General features: G+C 67.3%; 12 protein-coding genes, 1 tRNA gene and 1 pseudogene. 7 read left to right on the top strand and 7 right to left on the bottom strand.

Features of this window, described 5'->3' with window-relative positions; all coding sequences use genetic code 11:
- Positions 1-106: 106 nt before the first annotated feature.
- Both A5648_RS09875 and A5648_RS09870 read right to left on the bottom strand, forming a co-directional pair.
- A tRNA-Ile gene (locus A5648_RS09875) sits at positions 107-183 on the bottom strand.
- Between the two features lie 124 nt (positions 184-307).
- The gene (locus A5648_RS09870; RefSeq protein ID WP_065024374.1) at positions 308-1,180 is read right to left on the bottom strand and encodes a sigma-70 family RNA polymerase sigma factor; all 873 of its coding nucleotides are present in this window, start codon (positions 1,178-1,180) and stop codon (positions 308-310) included.
- 79 nt (positions 1,181-1,259) lie between these two features.
- On the opposite strand from A5648_RS09870, the gene A5648_RS09865 reads away from it, so the two are divergent.
- A complete protein-coding gene (locus A5648_RS09865) occupies positions 1,260-1,643 on the top strand; it encodes a DoxX family protein (RefSeq protein ID WP_065024378.1) in 384 nt (127 codons plus the stop codon).
- On the opposite strand, the gene mddA is transcribed toward A5648_RS09865, so the two are convergent.
- Positions 1,585-2,376 (bottom strand): methanethiol S-methyltransferase, encoded by a 792-nt coding sequence (mddA, locus tag A5648_RS09860; RefSeq protein ID WP_065024373.1) that lies wholly within the window; start codon positions 2,374-2,376, stop codon positions 1,585-1,587. The genes A5648_RS09865 and mddA overlap by 59 nt on opposite strands.
- 114 nt (positions 2,377-2,490) lie before the next feature.
- Between mddA and A5648_RS09855 the strand changes: the two genes are divergently transcribed.
- On the top strand, positions 2,491-3,354 hold the full coding sequence (locus A5648_RS09855; RefSeq protein ID WP_065024372.1) for an alpha/beta fold hydrolase: 864 nt from the start codon (positions 2,491-2,493) through the stop codon (positions 3,352-3,354).
- 2 nt (positions 3,355-3,356) lie between these two features.
- On the opposite strand, the gene A5648_RS09850 is transcribed toward A5648_RS09855, so the two are convergent.
- Positions 3,357-4,100, bottom strand: coding sequence for a carboxymuconolactone decarboxylase family protein (locus A5648_RS09850; protein WP_082966412.1), 744 nt, complete (start codon positions 4,098-4,100; stop codon positions 3,357-3,359).
- A gap of 39 nt (positions 4,101-4,139) precedes the next feature.
- On the opposite strand from A5648_RS09850, the gene A5648_RS09845 reads away from it, so the two are divergent.
- Positions 4,140-5,144 carry a synaptic vesicle VAT-1 family membrane protein gene (locus tag A5648_RS09845; RefSeq protein ID WP_065024371.1) on the top strand — a complete coding sequence of 335 codons (1,005 nt, stop codon included), beginning with the start codon at positions 4,140-4,142 and terminating at the stop codon, positions 5,142-5,144.
- A gap of 13 nt (positions 5,145-5,157) precedes the next feature.
- On the opposite strand, the gene htpG is transcribed toward A5648_RS09845, so the two are convergent.
- Positions 5,158-7,098 carry a molecular chaperone HtpG gene (htpG, locus tag A5648_RS09840; RefSeq protein ID WP_065024370.1) on the bottom strand — a complete coding sequence of 647 codons (1,941 nt, stop codon included), beginning with the start codon at positions 7,096-7,098 and terminating at the stop codon, positions 5,158-5,160.
- 129 nt (positions 7,099-7,227) lie between these two features.
- Here htpG and A5648_RS09835 point away from each other — a divergent pair, with 129 nt between their 5' ends.
- Positions 7,228-13,899, top strand: coding sequence for a BTAD domain-containing putative transcriptional regulator (locus A5648_RS09835; protein WP_082966411.1), 6,672 nt, complete (start codon positions 7,228-7,230; stop codon positions 13,897-13,899).
- Positions 13,900-13,931: 32 nt separating this feature from the next.
- On the top strand, positions 13,932-14,402 hold the full coding sequence (locus A5648_RS09830; protein ID WP_065024375.1) for a nuclear transport factor 2 family protein: 471 nt from the start codon (positions 13,932-13,934) through the stop codon (positions 14,400-14,402).
- 10 nt (positions 14,403-14,412) lie between these two features.
- On the opposite strand, the gene A5648_RS09825 is transcribed toward A5648_RS09830, so the two are convergent.
- Positions 14,413-15,795 (bottom strand): metallopeptidase TldD-related protein, encoded by a 1,383-nt coding sequence (locus A5648_RS09825; RefSeq protein WP_065024369.1) that lies wholly within the window; start codon positions 15,793-15,795, stop codon positions 14,413-14,415.
- Positions 15,792-17,306 carry a TldD/PmbA family protein gene (locus A5648_RS09820; protein WP_065024368.1) on the bottom strand — a complete coding sequence of 505 codons (1,515 nt, stop codon included), beginning with the start codon at positions 17,304-17,306 and terminating at the stop codon, positions 15,792-15,794. Before A5648_RS09820 ends, A5648_RS09825 begins: the two co-directional genes overlap by 4 nt.
- Positions 17,307-17,339: 33 nt before the next feature.
- Here A5648_RS09820 and A5648_RS09815 point away from each other — a divergent pair, with 33 nt between their 5' ends.
- Together A5648_RS09815 and A5648_RS09810 are read left to right on the top strand one after the other, a co-directional pair.
- Positions 17,340-18,212: a carbohydrate ABC transporter permease gene (locus A5648_RS09815; RefSeq protein ID WP_065024367.1), complete on the top strand. Its 873-nt coding sequence runs from the start codon at positions 17,340-17,342 to the stop codon at positions 18,210-18,212.
- Positions 18,199-18,579: pseudogene (locus A5648_RS09810) on the top strand (carbohydrate ABC transporter permease); the annotation flags it as partial. The gene A5648_RS09815 and the pseudogene A5648_RS09810, both read left to right, overlap by 14 nt.
- Between the last annotated feature and the right edge of the window lie 69 nt (positions 18,580-18,648).

The raw sequence follows: 18,648 nt of genomic DNA, 5'->3' as shown, positions 1-18,648 counted from the left end.
GGAGTGTCAAGGATCAACCGAAGTAACTGTCAACCATCAGCCGAAACACTGTCAGCCATCACCCGAAGCCGAAACGTCAAGCATCACCCGACGTAATACACGGAAGTGGTGGGGCGGGCGGGGCTCGAACCCGCGACCAACGGATTATGAGTCCGCGGCTCTAACCGACTGAGCTACCGCCCCCGGCGCCTACCGGCGACCATGACATTAGCGCCCGCGCGGCTCACCGACGACATGGTGGTGTGTTCGATGCGCCCCGCCCACAACGACCATGGTCGTCACGGACCCGCTGATTAAGAGTCAGCGGTTACGCCTCGGGAGCCTTCGGCAGATCGAGGGCGGCCAAACGAACCGGGTCGGCGATCGACACGATGCCCACCAGGCGACCATTCCGCACCGTGCACGCCATCAGGCTCAGTGGCCGCCCGGTCGGGCCCCAGCCGAGGATGCCGGGTTCGCCGTTGACCAGGACACGACGTGCGGTGATGCGCGCCCCCTGCCCGCGGCGGACCGCCTCCACCACCTCGCCGGATCCGGTCGTGACGGTGACGCCGCGGGCCGTGTGCTGGCGCCAGGTGACGTCGGGATCGAGCACCCGCAGCAGCGCGTCGAAGTCGCCCAGCTGGGCGGCCGATAGGAAGGCATCGACGACCTCGCGCTGCTCATGGCGATTTCCCGCCGGCCTGGGCACGTCCTGAACTTTGCGGCGCGCCCGGCTGGCCAGCATTTTGGCGGCGTCGGCCGATTTGCCGACGATCGGCCCGATCTCGGCGAACGGGACCGCGAACATGTCGTGGAGCACGAACGCAAGCCGTTCATCGGGACGCAACGACCCCAGCACCACCAGCAGTGCCAGTCCCACCGAATCCGACAGCACCGCAGCATCTTCGGGAATGTCACGGTCATCGGTCACGATGAGTTCGGGGAGATCTTGATCGATCGAGACCTCGGGCCGCGCGGCGCGCGAGCGCAGGGTGTCGATGCAGATGCGGCTGATCACGGTCGTCAACCACCCGGGCAGGTTGTCGATCGCGTCCACGTCCTGGCGGGACAGCCGCAGCCACGACTCCTGGACGGCATCTTCGGCGTCCGATCGCGAACCCAGCACGCGATGCGCCAACGCCAGCAGGCGCTGACGCTGCTGTTCGAAAGCTTCCGCCAGCTGCGATTCGGTGGTCATGGGTTACCTCTCGTGGTCCTGGTCCGTCATAGGTGATGACGAGCCCCACCCGACCGAGGTAACCACGAAGGAGTACCCCATGAACACCGCGCTGTGGATCATCGCCGGCATCGTCGCCGCCGGGTTTGTCGCCGGCGGCGCCACCCTGCTACTGCTGCCGAAGGAGAAGTACCGGGCATTGGGCAGCAACCAGCACTGGGTCGACGACTTCGGCGGCGGTCAGCTCAAGGCAATCGGGACCATCAAGCTGATCGGCGCGATCGGCCTGGTGCTTCCCGCGGCCGTCGGTGTGGCACCACGGCTGGTGCCGATCGCCGCGTGCGGTCTGATGCTGTTCATGGCCGGGGCCGCCACAACCAGGTTCCGCCGCAGCGAGTGGGGCTACCTGGCCGGCGACGTCGTCTTCATCGCCCTGTTCGCGTTCCTGGCCTGGGGCCGGTTCGCCCTGCAGCCGTTCGCCTGAACTCGCCGCGCCACCGCACGGGCACGAGCATCGGCACCTCGGTGCGGTACTGCTCATACTCGTCGCCGAGCATTCCGATCAGGTCGCGCTCCTCGAGCTGCAGCGCGATGAGGATGTAGCCGGTGCTCGCCGCGGCGAACAGCAGGTGGCCGGCGGTCATGGTGGGCGTCGCCCAGAACGCGACCACGAAACCGAGCATCAGCGGGTGCCGCACCACCCGGTACAACGCCGGAGCACGGAACCCGACCAAGTTGTACGGCTTCGCCCGCCAGGCGGCGTACACCTGACGCAATCCGAGCAGATCGAAGTGGCTGATCAGGAACGTCGACGTCAGCGCGATGGCCCAGCCGAGCCAGAACAGGACGTGAAACCCGATTCGCACTGCCGGCGTCGTCACGTCCCAGATGACTGCCGGGATCGGACGCCACTGCCAAAACAACAGGGCCAGAACCAGATTCGATGCCAGAACGTAGGTGCTGCGCTCGATAACCTGCGGCACCACGCGGGTCCACCACCGCTTGAACGCCGGGCGCGCCATCACGCTGTGCTGCACCGCGAACACGCCCAGCAACACCACGTCGATCACGATCGCTTCGCCCACCGGCGCCTGCGGGCCGCGGTCGACGCTGCGCGGCACCACGAGGTCGCCGACGAAGCCGATGGCGTAGAGGAAGACGACCAGGAAAGCCAGATAGTTGAACACCCCGTACGCGAGTGCGAGAAAGCGGGCCATGATGGCCTCCCAAGGTGAGGAAGACCCCATCGTAGCCCCGATAACGCCCAGCTCAATAGGGGTTTTGCCTGCCCAATTGGAAACCGCGCATCGGCACCCGCTTACGATCCCAGGATGACCGCGGAAACGTTCGTCACCCACGCGCCGGGCGATGTGCGCATCATCGCCGACCGCCACGGTGACCCCGACGCCCGCGCCGTGGTGTTCCTGCACGGCGGCGGGCAGACCCGTCGTTCCTGGGGCAGGGCCGCCGCGGCGGTGGCCGAGCGCGGCTGGCAGGCCGTCACCGTCGACCTGCGCGGGCATGGCGAATCGGACTGGGCGGCCGAGGGCGACTACCGGTTGGTTAGCTTCGCCACCGACGTCCATGAGGTGCTGCGGACCCTGCCGCCGGATCCGGTGTTGGTGGGCGCCTCACTGGGTGGGTGCGCCGCGATGCTGCTCTGCGGCGAGCTGGCTCCCGGTGCGGCCAGCGCGGTGGTGCTGGTCGACATCGTGCCCAACATGGACTCCTCCGGCGCGGAACGGGTGCAGGCGTTCATGGCCGAGAACATGGAGTCCGGCTTTGACTCCCTCGATGAGGTCGCCGACGCGATCGCCGCCTACAACCCGCACCGGCCCCGCCCCACCGACCTCACCGGCCTCACCGCCAACTTGCGTCGCCGCGGCGATCGCTGGTACTGGCATTGGGATCCGCAATTCATCAGCGGCCCCGAGCACCAGGGTCCCCTGGAGATCCACGACGTCGACCGGCTCAATACCGCGGTGCAGACCATCCTCGACGACGGCGTACCGATGCTGCTGGTGCGCGGCCAACTCAGCGACCTGGTCAGCGAGGGCAGCGCCGAGGCGTTCTTGGCCCGATTCCCGCAGGTGCAGTTCATCGACGTCGCCGGCGCCGGTCACATGGTCGCCGGCGACCGCAACGACATCTTCGCCGACGCCATTTTGGGTTTTCTGACCCGCCACGGCGACTGACGTCAGCTGAACACCGTCTGCCCGTCGGCGTCGAGCAGGTAGCGCTCGGTGCCCTCGGCGACCCGCGGTGCGTCGGCCCCCAGCGAGACCGCGATCTTGTTGCCGGCGTTGCGCATCACGTCCAAGGTCAGCTCGACGGCCTGCTCGTCGGTGAAGTGCCGGCGTACCCCGGCGGCCACCTCGGCGTCGATGTGCGCCGGCGTCCAGATCAGTGCGTCGACGTAGCGCAACGCCGCCTTCTGCGGCTCGCTCAGCACCCGGGAATCCTCGAACCGCTCGATCTGCTCATAGAGCGACTCCGAGCCGCCGGCATCCAAGGCGGTGGTCTCCCGCAGCGACTTGCACAGCCGGCAATTGTGCTGTGCCGCACCGCGCAACCGCACCACCTCTGAGGTCACCGCGTCCAGGGACCGCAGCCGGGCGACGGCGGGCATGAATCCGTTGAACAGCGCATCTGCCGGCTGGACCGAGTCATCCGAGGCAACCGGCTCCGGCCAGGACTCCGGCACACCCAGCGCCTCCAATCCGGCACGCACCCGGGGCGCGAAGTCGGCGACAAATATCCGCACCACGGCATCAAAGGTGCCGTCGCCCAGCACCGCCCGCAGCCGGGCGCGCTGCTCGTCGGTGATCATCGAGACGTCGATGCGGAATTGTTCGGCGAACTCGGCCACCGCGGGATCTGCGTCGGCCGCCACCCCGCCCGAGACCGCCACCAATCGGTTCAGTTCATCCAGGACGTCCATGTCAAGGATTATGGTCCGAACAGCAATAGGGTGAAAGCCATGCGCGTCGTCGTCATCACCAAACACGGGCCGCCCTCGGTGCTTCAGGTGCAGGACCGACCCGACCCGCCACCACCTGGCAGCGGCCAGGTGCAGATTGCGGTACACGCGGCGGGGGTCAACTTCGCCGACCACCTCGCCCGCGTCGGGCTGTATCCCGAAGCACCCAAGCTGCCCGCCGTGGTCGGCTACGAGGTGGCCGGGACGATTACGGCCGTCGGTGACGGTGTCGATGCGGCCCGCGTCGGCGAGCGGGTGCTGGCCGGCATCCGCTTCGGCGGCTACGCCGAGATCGTCAACACCAACGCCGCCGACACGGTGGCGCTTCCCGAGGCGATGAGCTTCGAGCAGGGCGCCGCGATACCGGTGAACTACGCGACGGCCTGGGCGGCGTTGCACGGCTACGGGTCACTGCGTTCCGGTGAGCGGGTGCTGGTGCATGCCGCAGCCGGCGGCGTCGGCATCGCGGTGATCCAGCTGGCCAAGGCCGCCGGGGCGATCGTGCACGGCACCGCCTCTCCGGGCAAGCACGATCAGCTCAACGCGTTGGGCATCGACCGTGCCATCGACTACCGCCGCAACGGCTGGTGGAACGGCCTGCCGCCCTACGATCTCGTGCTCGACGCGCTCGGCGGCACATCCGCGCGGCGATCATTCGCGTTGCTGCGTCCCGGCGGACGGCTGGTGGCCTACGGACTTTCTTCGCTGCAACAGGGCGAGAAGCGCTCGCTGCGCCGGGCGGCACCGCAGGCGCTGGCGATGCTGCGCGGCTTCAATCTGCTCACACAGATGGAAGAGTCCAAGACCGTCATCGGCCTGAACATGTTGCGGCTGTGGGACGATCGCGGCACGCTCGAACCCTGGATCACTCCGCTGTCCGAGTCGCTGGCCAACGGAACCGCCGCACCGCTCGTTCATGCGGCGGTGCCGTTCGCCGACGCCCCGGAAGCACACCGCATCCTGGCTGCACGCGAAAATGTCGGCAAGGTGGTGCTGGTGCCCTGAGCCGGCAGCGAGCTCAGACCGTGCGGGCCAGCCGCTGCGCCAGCAGCTCGGCGAACCGCGCTGGATCCTCCAGCGAGCCGCCCTCGGCCAGTAACGCTGTGCCGTAAAGCAATTCCGCGGTCTCACCCAACTCGGCGTCCTCCCCGCGCTCGTTGTGCGCCTGGCGCAGGCCGGTGACCAGCGGATGGGCGGGGTTCAGTTCCAGGATGCGCTTGCCGACCGGAACCTCCTGACCGTTGGCGCGGTAGATACGCGCCAACGCCGGCGTGATCTCGAAGGTGTCGGTGATCAGGCAGGCCGGAGATTCGGTCAGCCGGGTCGACAGCCGCACCTCTTTGACGTGTTCGTCCAGGGTCTGTTGCAGCCAGGCGATCAGCTCGGCGAAATCCTTCTCCTGCTCTTTGCGCTCGGCCTCATGGGCGGTCTTGTCCTCCTCGGAGTCCAGATCCACCTCGCCCTTGGCCGTTGACTGCAGCGGCTTCCCGGCGAAGTCGGCCACGGTGTTCACCCAGACCTCATCGACCGGGTCGGTGAGCAGCAGCACCTCGTAGCCCTTGGCCTTGAACGCCTCCAGGTGCGGTGATTTCAGCAGTTGCTGACGGGACTCGCCGGTGGCGTAGAAGATCTGCTCCTGGCCGTCTTTCATGCGTTCGACGTACTCGGCCAACGTGGTCGGCTCGGAGTCGCTGTGCGTCGAGGCGAAGGAGCTGATCGCAAGCAGCGTCTCTTGATTGTCGAAGTCGGAGAGCAGCCCTTCTTTGACGACGCGACCGAACTCGGTCCAGAAAGTGCGGTAGTCCTCCGGCCGCTGCGACTGCAGCTCCTTGATCGTCGAGAGCACCTTCTTGGTCAGCCGCCGGCGAATCGCGTTGATCTGCCGGTCTTGCTGCAGGATCTCGCGGGAGACGTTGAGCGACATGTCCGCCGCGTCGACGACACCCTTGATGAAGCGCAGGTACTCGGGCATCAACTGATCGCAGTCACCCATGATGAACACCCGCTTGACGTACAGCTGCACTCCGACCTGCGCATCCCGGTTGAACAGGTCGAACGGGGCGTGCGACGGGATGAACAGCAGCGCCTGGTATTCGAAGGTGCCCTCGGCTTTCATCGCGATGACTTCGAGCGGCTCGTCCCAGGCGTGCGCGATGTGTTTGTAGAACTCGTTGTATTCCTCTTGCGAGACTTCGTCTTTGGGGCGCGCCCAGAGCGCCTGCATCGAGTTCAGCGTCTCGGTCTCCACCGTGACCGTCTCTTCGCCGCCCTCCTCGGCAGGCGGGATCCGGCGCTCGACCTGCATGCGGATCGGCCAGGCGATGAAGTCGGAATACTTCTTGACCAAACCCCGGATGGTCCACTCCGCGGTGTAGTCGTGCAGCTCGTCGTCGGCGTCTTCGGGCTTGAGGTGCAAGGTGATCGAGGTCCCCTGCCGCGCGCCCTCCACCGGCTCGATGGTGTAGGTGCCGTCGCCACTGGATTCCCACCGGATGGCTTCGCTCTGGCCGGCCTTGTGGGTGAGCATCTCGACTCGGTCGGCGACCATGAACACCGAGTAGAACCCGATGCCGAACTGGCCGATCAGCTCCTCGGAGGCCGCTGCGTTTTTGGCGTCCTGCGCTTCCCTGAGCTGCTGGCGCAGCTCGGCGGTGCCGGATTTGGCCAGCGTGCCGATCAGGTCCACCACCTCGTCGCGCGACATGCCGATCCCGTTGTCACGCACGGTCAGGGTGCGCGCCGCCGTGTCGACCTCGATCTCGATGTGCAGGTCGGAGGTGTCGACTTCGAGGTCCTTGTTGCGGAACGCCTCGAGCCGCAGCTTGTCCAGCGCATCGGAGGCGTTGGAGATCAGCTCCCGCAGGAATGCGTCCTTGTTGGAGTACACCGAGTGGACCATCAAATCCAGCAGCTGACGGGCCTCGGCCTGAAATTCCAGCTGCTCCACACGTTCGCTCATAGCGTCGAATTTTACCGACGGGTTCGTCGTGTGCCTCGGGGGGTTGAACCCCGCGGACCGGCTTTACCGGATCTTGACCGCGCGTTGAATCGCCCCACCGACGATGACGACGTGACTACCATTCAAGCCGTGGAGCTGGGGGTTTTGGGACCTCTCCAGGCCCGGCACACCGGCGCCCCGGTCATCATCCCGGGCGCGAAACCGCGCGCCATCCTCACGATGCTCGGACTGCACGGCGGTTCGATCGTGTCAGCCGAGACGCTGATCGATCTGCTGTGGGGCGACGATCCACCGCGCACCGCCGCCAAGGCGCTGCAGACCCACATCTCCTCGCTGCGGCGGGTGTTGGGCGACGGTTTCGTCCTCACCGAGGGGACCGGCTGGATCCTCAGCACCACCGAGGTTGACGCCCCGCGGTACAAGCTGGCCACCAAACGGGGCCGTGATGCCGCGGCGGCCGGCGACACCACTCACGCGGTGGTCTGCTTCGAGGAGGCGCTGGCCCTGTGGCGGGGCACTCCCGAGCTGCCCGATTCCCGCCGCGGAATATCCGAGAAGACCCGCTGGATCGAGGGCCATGCCGCGCTGGTCGAGGATCGGGCTGATGCGCTGCTCGCGGCGGGCCGGGCCGCAGAGGTCGTCGGCGAACTCGAAGCCGCGGTGGGTGACGCGCCGTTGCGCGAGCGGCGATGGGGCCAGCTGATGTTGGCCCTCTACCGGGCCGGTCGCCAGGGTGAGGCGCTGGGCGCCTATCAGCGGGCCCGGACCCTGTTGGCCGACGAGCTCGGGGTAGACCCCGGGCCGGAACTCCGGCGTCTGGAGGCCGCGATCGTCGCCCAGGATGCCGCGCTGGATTACCCGACGTCACAACACCCCCCGTCGGTGACGCGCGCCGTGACCTTTCTGCTCACCGACATCGAGGGGTCGACCGCTGCGTGGGAGGCGGACGCCGGCGCGATGGCGGTTGCGTTGGCCCGCCACGACGAGCTCGCCGAACAGATCGTCACGTCCCGCGGCGGACGGCTGATCAAGACGCGCGGCGAGGGCGATGCCACGTTCTCGGTCTTTGAACGCCCATCGGCGGCGGCCGCCGCCGCCATGGAGCTCCAAGACGCGATCCTTCACGAGCCGTGGGGCCTGCACGAGCCGATCCGTATCCGGGTGGCCTTGCACACCGGCGAGGTCGAACTGCGCGACGGCGACTACTTCGGCCGCGCGGTCAACCGGGCCGCCCGGCTGCGGTCCCTGGCCCTCGGCGGCCAGATCTTGTGTTCGGGCGCCACGGCCGAGCTCGTCATCGACACCCTGCCCGAGGACGTGGTGCTCGCCGACCTTGGGATGCGCCAGCTGCGCAACCTGCCGCGCCCCGAGCATGTTTTCGAGCTCCGTCTAGAGGCCGCCCCGCCCCCGGCGGAGACCGGCGGTGAGCCCTTCGAGCGGCCCGCCCTACCCGCGGTCTCGAGCGGTCCCGGGCCGTTCGTGGGACGCGGACGCGAGCTGGAACGCCTTGCCGCGGCTTGGCAAACCGCACTCGGCGGTGGCCTGCACGCGGTGCTGATCGCCGGCGAACCCGGGGTCGGCAAAACCCGGTTGGCCGGCGAATGGTCCCGCCAGGCTTACCAGCAGGGCGCCGTCGTGTTGTACGGCCGGTCCGACGAGGACCTCGGTGCGCCCTATCAGCCCTTCGCCGAAGCGCTGCGTGCGCTGGTGCCCTGCATCGGCGCCCAGCGGCTGCGCGGACTGCGGGGCGTGGAAGCACTGCTTCCGCTGGTGCCCGGACTGACCGATGTGCTCCCCGATCTGTCCACGCCACCTCGGGCTGACCCCGACACCGAACGCTACGCACTGTTCGACGCCGTCGTCGCGCTGTTGGGACTGGCCTCCGCGAGCGCACCCGTGATCTTGATTCTCGATGACCTGCACTGGGCGGCCAAACCCACACTCTTGCTGTTGCGGCATCTGCTGCGCTTCGGCGACCACACCCGCGTGCAGGTGGTGGCGACGTATCGCAGCACCGACCTCGACCGTTCCCATCCGCTGGCAGCGATGCTGGCCGATCTGCACCGGGACGGCACCGCGAACCGCCTGGCACTCGGTGGCCTCGATGAGGACGACGTGACCGCCTACGTCGCCGAGGCCGGATATGACGACGAGGATCTCGCCCGCGCCTTGGCCTCGGTCACCGGAGGCAACCCGTTCTTTTTGATCGAGGCCTTGCGCCACGTGGACGAAAGCGACGGCGTATGGGATCCGAGCACCCTGCCGCAGGGTGTCCGGGAAGCCGTGAGCCGCAGGCTTTCCCGACTGCCAACCGAGACCAACAAAGCCCTTGCCGCCGCAGCGGTCGTCGGCAGCCACTTCGCTCTGGAGCTAGTGGAACGCGTGGTCGATCAAGACCTCGTCGATGCCTTCGACGAGGCAGCCAAGGCCGGCATCGTCATCGAAGAGCCCGGTGGCCGATACCGGTTCAACCACGCCCTCGTCCGGCAGTCACTACTTGCCGAGCTGGCATCCGTGCGTCGCATGCGGCTGCACCAACGCATCGCCACGACACTGGAGAACACCCCCGGCGCAGACGACGAACGGCTGGCCGAACTGGCGCATCACTATTTCGAATGCGCATGGGCGGGAAACGCCACCAAGGCCGTCGAATACTGCCGGCGAGCCGCCGACCAGGCGATGGCCCGGCTCGCCTACGAGGGCGCCGCCGATCTCTACGACCACGCCCTACACGCACTGGACGAGGTCGACGAGGAGCTGACCGACCGCGACGAACAGGCTGCTGAGCTACTGATCGCGCGCTGCGAGGCACTACTGGCTGCCGGCGATATGGTTTCGGCGGCCGGCGCCGTCTCCCAACTGCAAGCGGCCACAGTCGATTCGGCCCAGCTGACGGCATGGGCGACCTGCTTCGACGGGCAGTTGACGATGCTGGTCCATCCCGAGCGGTTGGACGAGGTCGAGGCCGCATTGGGCGCGGCCGCCGACAAACTGGCTGAATTGGACGATGCCGCGGGGGAAGCCAAAGCCCATACCGTGCGGGCTGGGTGCCTCGCCCGCCTGGGGCGGATCGGCGACTGCGAAATCGCGTTGGACAATGCGCTCACCGCGGCGCGGCGCGCGCATGAACACCGCCGGGTCAACGCCGTGCTGGCCGGGGCGCCGCTGGCGGCGCTGTGGGGCCCCAATCCGGTTCCGCGGGCCGGCGGCCGGTGTCTGGACGTGGTGCGGCTGCTGCGGATTACGACCGACTCGCCCGCGGTGGAAGCGACGTCGACGCGGTGTCAGGCCGTGCTGGAGGCCTTCCGCGGCCGCTCCGCCGCGGCCCGACGGATGATCGACTCGGCGCGGCGCACGGTCACCGAGCTCGGTCTGCGCCATGCGCTGCTTGAGGTTGAGCAGTTCGCCGGAATCATTGAACTGGTCGCCGACGACCCGGGCGGCGCCGAGCCGCATTTGGGTCAGGCCTACCGCGGCTTTCGTCGGATGGGGCTGGACGCCGACACCGCCGAGACCGCTGCCCTGCTGGGTCGTACCTGCCTTGCACTGGACCGGGATGCCGAGGCCGATGAGTTGTGTTCGGAGAGCGAGCGGCTCGCCGGTAATGCGTTGAAGCCCTCGATCGCGTGGCGCACGCTCCGGGCGCTGCTGTTGACTCGTCGCGGCGACCATGACGAGGCCCGGCGGATAGCCGAGGCCGCGGTCGGCCTGGCCGAGCGCACCGACGGCCTGGTCGACCACGGCGATGCCTGTCTGGCGCTGGCGACGGTGTTGAACGCCGCCGGCGATGTGGCGGGCGCGCGGGCCGCCGCCGAGCAGGCGGTAAGCCTGTATGAAAGGAAAGGGGCTGCAGCCCTTGCCGAAAAAGCGCGGCGGGCGCTGGGAGAGCGCGTCCCGCCTCCCGCCGCGGCGCCGCCCGAAGCGCCGACGATCAAGCCGGAAAACGCGGCCGTGCGAGTCGGCGAACACGTGATGGCTGCTATTCATCGGAAAGCCTGGGGCGAGTTCGAGCAACTTTTCGCGCCGGACTTCGTCGTCGAGAGTCGCCGGAAAGTCGTCGGCCTTACGCTGCCATCGGACGCGGTACGACTGGTAATGCGGCGTGAACTCGAGGCGGGCGCACAAATCGACCACGTCATGATCGCCGCACGAGGTGAGCGGCTCGCTTTATCCCACATGATCACGACCATTCTCGACGCGAGTCCCGGGGCGCCAGTCGACGAACTTCTCCAGGTGTACGGCATCGATGAGGAGGGCCGCGTCGCATTGCAGATATGGTTCGACGTCGACGACATGGACGCGGCGATCGCCGAACTCGATGCCCTCCACGCCCGGTTCGAGGACGATAACAAACCCGTGCGACGCCTGGAGAACAAGGCAGCGCTGGTAATCGAGCAGTTTTACCCGAATTTTGCGGCCCGCGACTGGGACGCCATCGCCGAATCAGCGGCCGACAACTATGTCATCGACGATCGCCGGCGAACGGTTAACACCGGGATAAGGTACGGCCGAGATGCCGGGATCCGGGAGTTGCAGGCTACCGCTGAGGTCGGCTTCACGATCATCATGTCGAGCGCTGTGGCAACCCGCGGCGAGCGGCTCGTCCTCACCCGCGTTCGGGCCGCCGGCCGCGACCCCGAGGCGGTTCAAAACGATGCACTCAACGTCATCGAGATCGACTCGGACGAGAAGGTTGTCGCGGCGATAGTGTTCGATCTTGAGGATTTCGACGCTGCCATCGCCGAACTCGACACCCGTTACCTCGCCGGCGAAGCGGCCGGGCATGCGCGCACATGGTCGGTCATCGCCAGCGGATTCGCCGCAGCCAACAAGCGGGAGCTGCCCCCGTTCACTCCCGATTGGGTGAACATCGATCACCGGCGAGCGATTGCGATCGCACCGGGTGAAATGACTGAATACCTGCACGCCACCCTGGATGCCGCGCCCGGTGTGAGAATTTACGGCGAGGCCGTGCATCGTCTGAGCGATCTCGGAGCGATCGTCACCCAGGTGGCTCATATCACTTCGGAACAGGGCTTCGATGCCGAGTGGCGTGTGATCAATATGACCACCGTCGATGGCGATCGGATCGATCGCGTCGAAGTCTTCGACGAGGCAGGCCTCGCCAGCGCGCTCGCGAGATTCGACGAGCTGAGTGAGCCGAGGCCGCGACTAGAGAACACCGCAAGCCACGTCAGCGATCGTTTCCTCGCGTACTTCGCGTCGCGTGATTGGGGCGCGATGACCGAGATGACAGCTGACGACTTTTCGAGTGACGATCGTCGTCGCGTTGTGGGCGCCGGAGTTCAAGTAGGTCGAGATACCGATATTGAAAACATGCGCACATGGGCTGACGTCGGGGTTAGAAACATGACGTCGGACGTCATCGCGATTCGAGGGGAGCGCCTCTTCCTCGGCCGTACCCGGTTTATGGGTCTCGATCACCGGCCCGACGCGTTCGACAGCGAGGTGCTCGGCATCGTTGAGATCGATGCCGAAAGCCGGGTCGTAGCGCGCGTCGTGTTCGACCCCGGCGATTTCGACGCGGCCTTCGCCGAACTCGACTCCCGCTACCTCGCCGGCGAAGCGGCCGCGCATGCGCGTACATGGTCGGCGATCACCGACATCTACGCCGCATTCAACCGGTATGAACTTCCCACGGTGGACTGGGTCAACGTCGACCACCGTCGAGGCCTGCCGTTCGCACCCAGCGACCTGGACGCGGCCCTCCACTCCTTCTGGGACATGACGCCGCAATTCAGGATTCAGATCGAAGCGGTGCATCGACTCACCGATTTCGGAGCGGTCATCACTCATTACTCGCATGGGCGCTCACCCGAAGGCGTTGAAGTCGAGTGGCGCATGATTCAACTTCTGACTGTCCAGGGCGACCGGATTACTCGATGCGAGCTGTTCGACGAGGATGACCTCGACGCTGCGCTCGCGCGATTCGAGGAACTGCAGCCGCAGCCGCGTCGGCTGGAGAACGCGGCAAGCCGTGCCTACGAACGGTTCCAGGCTTACTTCGGAGGCCGCGACTGGGAAGCACTGGCCGCGACCCTCACCGACGACGTATCCACCGAAGACCGTCGTCGGGTGGTGGGCTCCGACATTCGGCGGGGCCGTGATGCGGTGATCACCGAACTTTGCGCACTAGCCAGTACCGGCACGGCGAATCAGACACTCGCATCAGATGTGCTGGCCACCCGCGGCGAGCGCCTTATCCTCACACGTACCCGATACACGGCCGGCGACCAGCGAACCGCGTACTACTTTGAGGGCCTCGAGATCGTCGAGGTCGACTCCACCGAGCGGCTGGCGGCGCGGGTCGGATTCGATCTCGAAGACCTTGACGCCGCCTTCGCCGAGCTCGACGCGCGCTATCTTGACGGCGAAGCGGCCGCCCACGCGCACACGTGGTCGCTCGTCACCGGCGCCTATGCCGCGTTCAACCGCCGCGAGGTCGCCCCGACCGCGCCGGACTGGGTGAACGTTGACCGTCGTCGCGGGGCAGCTTTCGCGGCGGGCGACATGATCGCGTACCTCCAGGCCGCCTGGGACGACTCGCCTGATATCCGGATTTACCTTGAGGAGGTGCATCGGCTCAGCACGCTCGGAGCCGTCGTCACCCATGTGGCGTACGGGGTTTCCCAACAGGGCTTCGACGCCGAGTGGCGGGATCTCAACGTAATCACCATCGACGGAAACGTGGTCAACCGTTGCGAGCTGTTCGACCGGGAAGACCTCGACGCCGCGCTCGCCCGCTTTGACGAACTCAGTCGATCGACACCTCACCATTGACACCGGCTTTTCAACCCGGTTCAGTGACCATCATGCTGGAGACCTCCGCGTCGGGTTCAACCACTACATCGGGCGACGTCGTGCTGGGCATGTGGCAGGCACTGGCGCGGCATGACTGGGACGCTCTGCAGACTTTTTTGGCTGCGGATTGCCTCTACGTCGACATGCCGATACCGGCGGCGGCGGCGCGCGGGCCCGAGGACATCGTCAAACGGCTCCGGTTGTTGTTCGACCGGCTGGCCGAATACCGGCACCATGGCGGTCAGTTGGTCTCGAACGGTCCGGATGTCATGTATGAGCACTCCGAGACGTGGGTATTCCCGACCGGCGAGCAGGGCACCCTGCGGTTCGCCACCGTGCATCGGGTTGTCGACGGGAAAATCACGGTGTGGAAAGACTATTGGGACTACGGCAGTGTGCTGGCCTTCGCGCCGCCCAACTACCTCGAGAACCTTGCCACCGCGGACATGTCCTGGATATTCGACGCCACCGAGCTGGTCTGAATCCGCGGCGTCACTGCGCCTGACTCACCGACGACATGTGGAAGTCGGGAATCCGCAGTGAGGGCATCACCGCCCGGGTCGCCCAGTCGCCCCACTCCCGCGGCAGCGTCGGCTCGGCGATTCCGGCCTGGGTGGCGCGGCGCAGCAGATCCAACGGGCTCTCGTTGAACCGGAAGTTGTTGACCGCCGCGGTCACCTGGCCGTCCTCGACCAGATAGACGCCGTCGCGGGTCAACCCGGTCAGCAGCAGCGTGGTGGGGTCGACCTCGCGGATGTACCACAGCGTGGTCAGCAGCAGACCACGCTCGGTGGAGGCGATCATCTCATCCATGCTGGCCGAGCCGCCGGTCATCAGCAGGTTGTCGGCGGGTAGGGCGACCGGGGCACCGAATTCCGCGGCGGCAGCCCGCGGGTAGGCCAGCGCGTTGATCACCCCGCCGCGGATCCAGTCCACGCAGCCGATGTCCAGACCGTTGTCGAACACCGAGGCCGTCTCCGAAGAGGTGCCGGTCGCCACGAACGGCGCGCACTCGAGTTCGAACGCGTGCGGGTCGGAGTACAGGGTCAGCGGCAGATCGGTGAGCCGCTCCCCCACGCGGGTGCCGCCCCCCGGCGCCGATAACGCGGTGCGGCCCTCCTGGGCGCCGCGGCCACTCATCGTCCAGCCCAGATAGATCATCATGTCGGCCACCGTGGACGGCGGCATCAGTGTCTCGTACCGCCCGGCCGGCAGTTCGACGGTGCGCGCCGCCCACCCCAGCCTCGTCGACAGCTGCTCGAGCAGCGAATCGGTCGGCACATCAACGAAATACGGGCTGCTCACTCCGGCCCAGGCACTGGCGCGAGCGCGTTTGGCATTGATCTCCACCGTCCCGGTGGGCTGGGTGAAGCGGCGCCGCAGCCCGGTCGAGGACGCCAAAAACGTCGTCGCCATCTCGTGTCGGGCGAAGCCGTACAACTGGTCGGTACCGCGAAAACCCCGGCTCAACGACGCCGCCAGCCCGGCGAAGACCTCGGCGCCGGTTCCCGGCACCTCGGCATCCCAATCGTCCGGCACCCCGGTGCCGCCCACCAGCTCTGCGGCGTCGCGGGCTTCCGGCGCGCCCGCGGCGGCCTCCGCGGATGCCGCCACCAGCTCGGGGATCAGCGCGGGATCCACCTCCGCCGAGCACAGCGATCCGACCCGGGGCCCCTCGTCGTCGCGGGCGATCGTGACCACCGTGGTGGTCCGGCTGTGGGACACCCCGTTGGTGGTCATCGAGTTGCCCGCCCAGCGCAGCGAAGCTTCGGCGCGGTCGGTGACCAGCACGATGGTCTCGGTTTCGGTGCCGGCGTGCTGACCGCTGCCGGCGGCCTTCAGGGCGAGGTCGATCACCTGCTGCGCCGGAATCATCCCCTGCCCCCCTCGGCCCGTGTGTTGAGCACGTTGATCCCCCGGAACAGCGCCGACGGGCAGCCGTGGCTGACTGCGGCCACCTGACCGGGTTGGGCTTTGCCGCAGTTGAACGCCCCGCCCAGCCGCCACGTCGAGGCGCCGCCGACGGCCTCCATCGCGTTCCAGAAGTCGGTGGTGGTGGCCTGATAGGCGAGGTCGCGCAGCTGGCCGTCGAGCCGGCCGTCGCGGATCCGGAAGAACCGTTGCCCGGTGAACTGAAAGTTGTAGCGCTGCATGTCGATCGACCACGATCGATCTCCGACGATGTAGACCCCGTCGTTGACCCGGGCGATCAGATCGTCGGTCGACAGGTCCTCGTCTCCCGGCTGTAACGACACGTTGGCCATCCGCTGGATCGGGACGTGGTGCGGAGAGTCGGCATAGGAGCATCCGTTGGATCTGGCCTGACCTAGCCGGGGCGCGAACACCCGGTCCAGCTGATAACCCACGAATCGCCCGTCGCGCACCAGATCCCAGCTCTGGGCGGCCACACCCTCGTCGTCGTAGCCGATGCTGGCCAGGCCGTAGGGCACGGTGCGGTCGGCGGTTACGTTCATCACCGGCGACCCGTAGCGCAATGTGCCGAGCTTGTCCGGGGTGGCGAACGAGGTGCCGGCGTAGGCCGCCTCATACCCGATGGCCCGGTCGTATTCGGTTGCGTGCCCGATCGATTCGTGAATGGTCAGCCACAAGTTGGTCGGGTCGATCACCAGGTCGGTCGGCCCGGCCGTCACGCTGGGCGCTTTCATCTTCTCGGCCAGCAGCACTGGCAGCTGCGCCAGCTCATCCGACCAGTCCCACACCTCGTCGCCGGCCACCGCCTCCCAGCCCCGCGCGGTCGGCGGCGCCAGCGTGCGCATGGAATCGAAACCGTCCGGCCCGACCGTGACCGCCTCGCAGACCGGCATCAACCGCACCCGCTGCTGGGTGATCGAGGAGCCGAACGTGTCGGCGTAGAAACTCTGCTCCTTGACCGCGGTCAGCGCGGCCGTCACATGGTTCACCCCATCGGCGGCCAGCAGTCGGCCCGAGTAGTCCTCCAGCACGTCGATCTTGTCCGCGGTGGGCACCTCGAACGGGTCGATCGCATAGTCCGATACCCAGCTGGCATCGCGGTACACCGGCTCGGCGGCCAACTCGACACGCTCGCCGTTGAGGGCGGCCAGCGTCTTGGCCACCTGCACGGCACGGTGTGCGGTGTCAGCGGCGACGCCGGGGGCCAGCTCGGCATGCGACGCGAAGCCCCAGGTGCCGTCGACGATCACCCGGACCGCCAACCCGAGCTCGCGGTTGACGACGGCGGTCTCCAGCTCGCCGTCGCGCAGCCGGACGATCTCGGTGGCGATCCGGTGAATCCGCAGGTCGGCGTGCTCGGCGCCGGCCCCTCGGGCCGCCGACAGGGCGGCATCGGCCAGCTCGTGGCGGGGCAGGGCCAGAAAATCGGCGTCGATCTCCCGGTTCGATGTCACCGGTCCACGGTAACGAGCGGTTTTAATACCTGCATGGCAGACTCGCCGCGCCACTCCACCGCCCTGGGCTACGCGCTGCTGGCCCCCAGCTTGTTCGGCGTGGTGGCGTTCCTGCTGCTGCCGATATTGGTAGTGGTGTGGCTGAGTCTGCACCGCTGGGACCTGCTGGGGCCGATCAGTTATGTCGGCGCGGACAACTGGCGAGCGGTGCTGACCGATCCGGTGTTCGGAAATTCGCTTGTGGTGACGGTGCTTTTCGTCGCGATCGTCGTTCCCGCCCAGACCCTGCTGGGCCTGGGGGTGGCGGTGTTGTTGGCCCGCGAGTTACCCGGCAGCGGTGCCTACCGCACCATCTACGTGCTGCCGTGGATCTGCGCACCCTTGGCGATCGCGGTGCTGTGGCGCTGGATTCTGAGCCCCACCGACGGCGCGGTCAGCACGGTACTGGGGCATCGCATCGAATGGCTGACCGATCCCGGATTGGCGCTGCCGGTGACCTCGGCGGTGGTGGTGTGGACCAACGTCGGCTACGTCGCGCTGTTCTTTTTGGCGGGGATCCTGGCCATTCCCGCCCAGGTGCTGGCGGCGGCACGCATCGACGGGGCCAACGGCTGGCAGCGGTTTTGGCGGGTCACGTTGCCGATGCTGCGGCCCACCATGTTTTTCGTGCTTGTCACCGGCGTGGTCAGCGCGGCGCAGGTGTTCGACACCGTCTACGCGCTGACCGGGGGCGGTCCGGCGGGCCGCACCGATCTGATCGCACACCGCATTTACGACGAGGCGTTCGGGGCGGCCGCGATCGGACGCGCGGCGGTGATGGCACTGGTGCTGTTCGCCGTGCTGGTCGGTGTCACGGTGGTGCAGCAGTTGTCGTTCGGACGGCGGGTCAGCTATGACCTCACGTAACGCCGTCGTCTACGCGCTGCTGACGCTCGGCGCGTTGATCACCTTGGCGCCGTTCGCACTGGGGCTGTTGACGTCGTTCACCCCGGCACGTCAGTTCGCCACCGGCACCCCGTTGTCCTGGCCCGACCCGCCGACTCTGGACAACTACGGCGACCTCGGCGGTGCCGGATTCGGCCGGGCGGCCGCGGTCACCACACTGATGACCGCGGTGATCGTGCTGGGCCAACTGAGCTTCTCGGTGCTGGCCGCCTACGCGTTCGCGCGGCTGGACTTCCCGGGCCGCGACAAGTTGTTCTGGGTGTACGTCGCCACCCTGATGGTTCCGGCCACCGTGACAGTGGTGCCGCTGTATCTGATGTTGGCGCAGCAAAAAGATCGCGTACGGGGACCCGAATACGAACGGCAACACCAAGGCCCAGAAGGTGTTGCGTAGACC

The organism is Mycolicibacter sinensis, from assembly GCF_001673565.1.
GTDB lineage: Bacteria > Actinomycetota > Actinomycetes > Mycobacteriales > Mycobacteriaceae > Mycobacterium > Mycobacterium sinense_C.
This window is presented reverse-complemented; position numbering and strand designations above follow the sequence as displayed.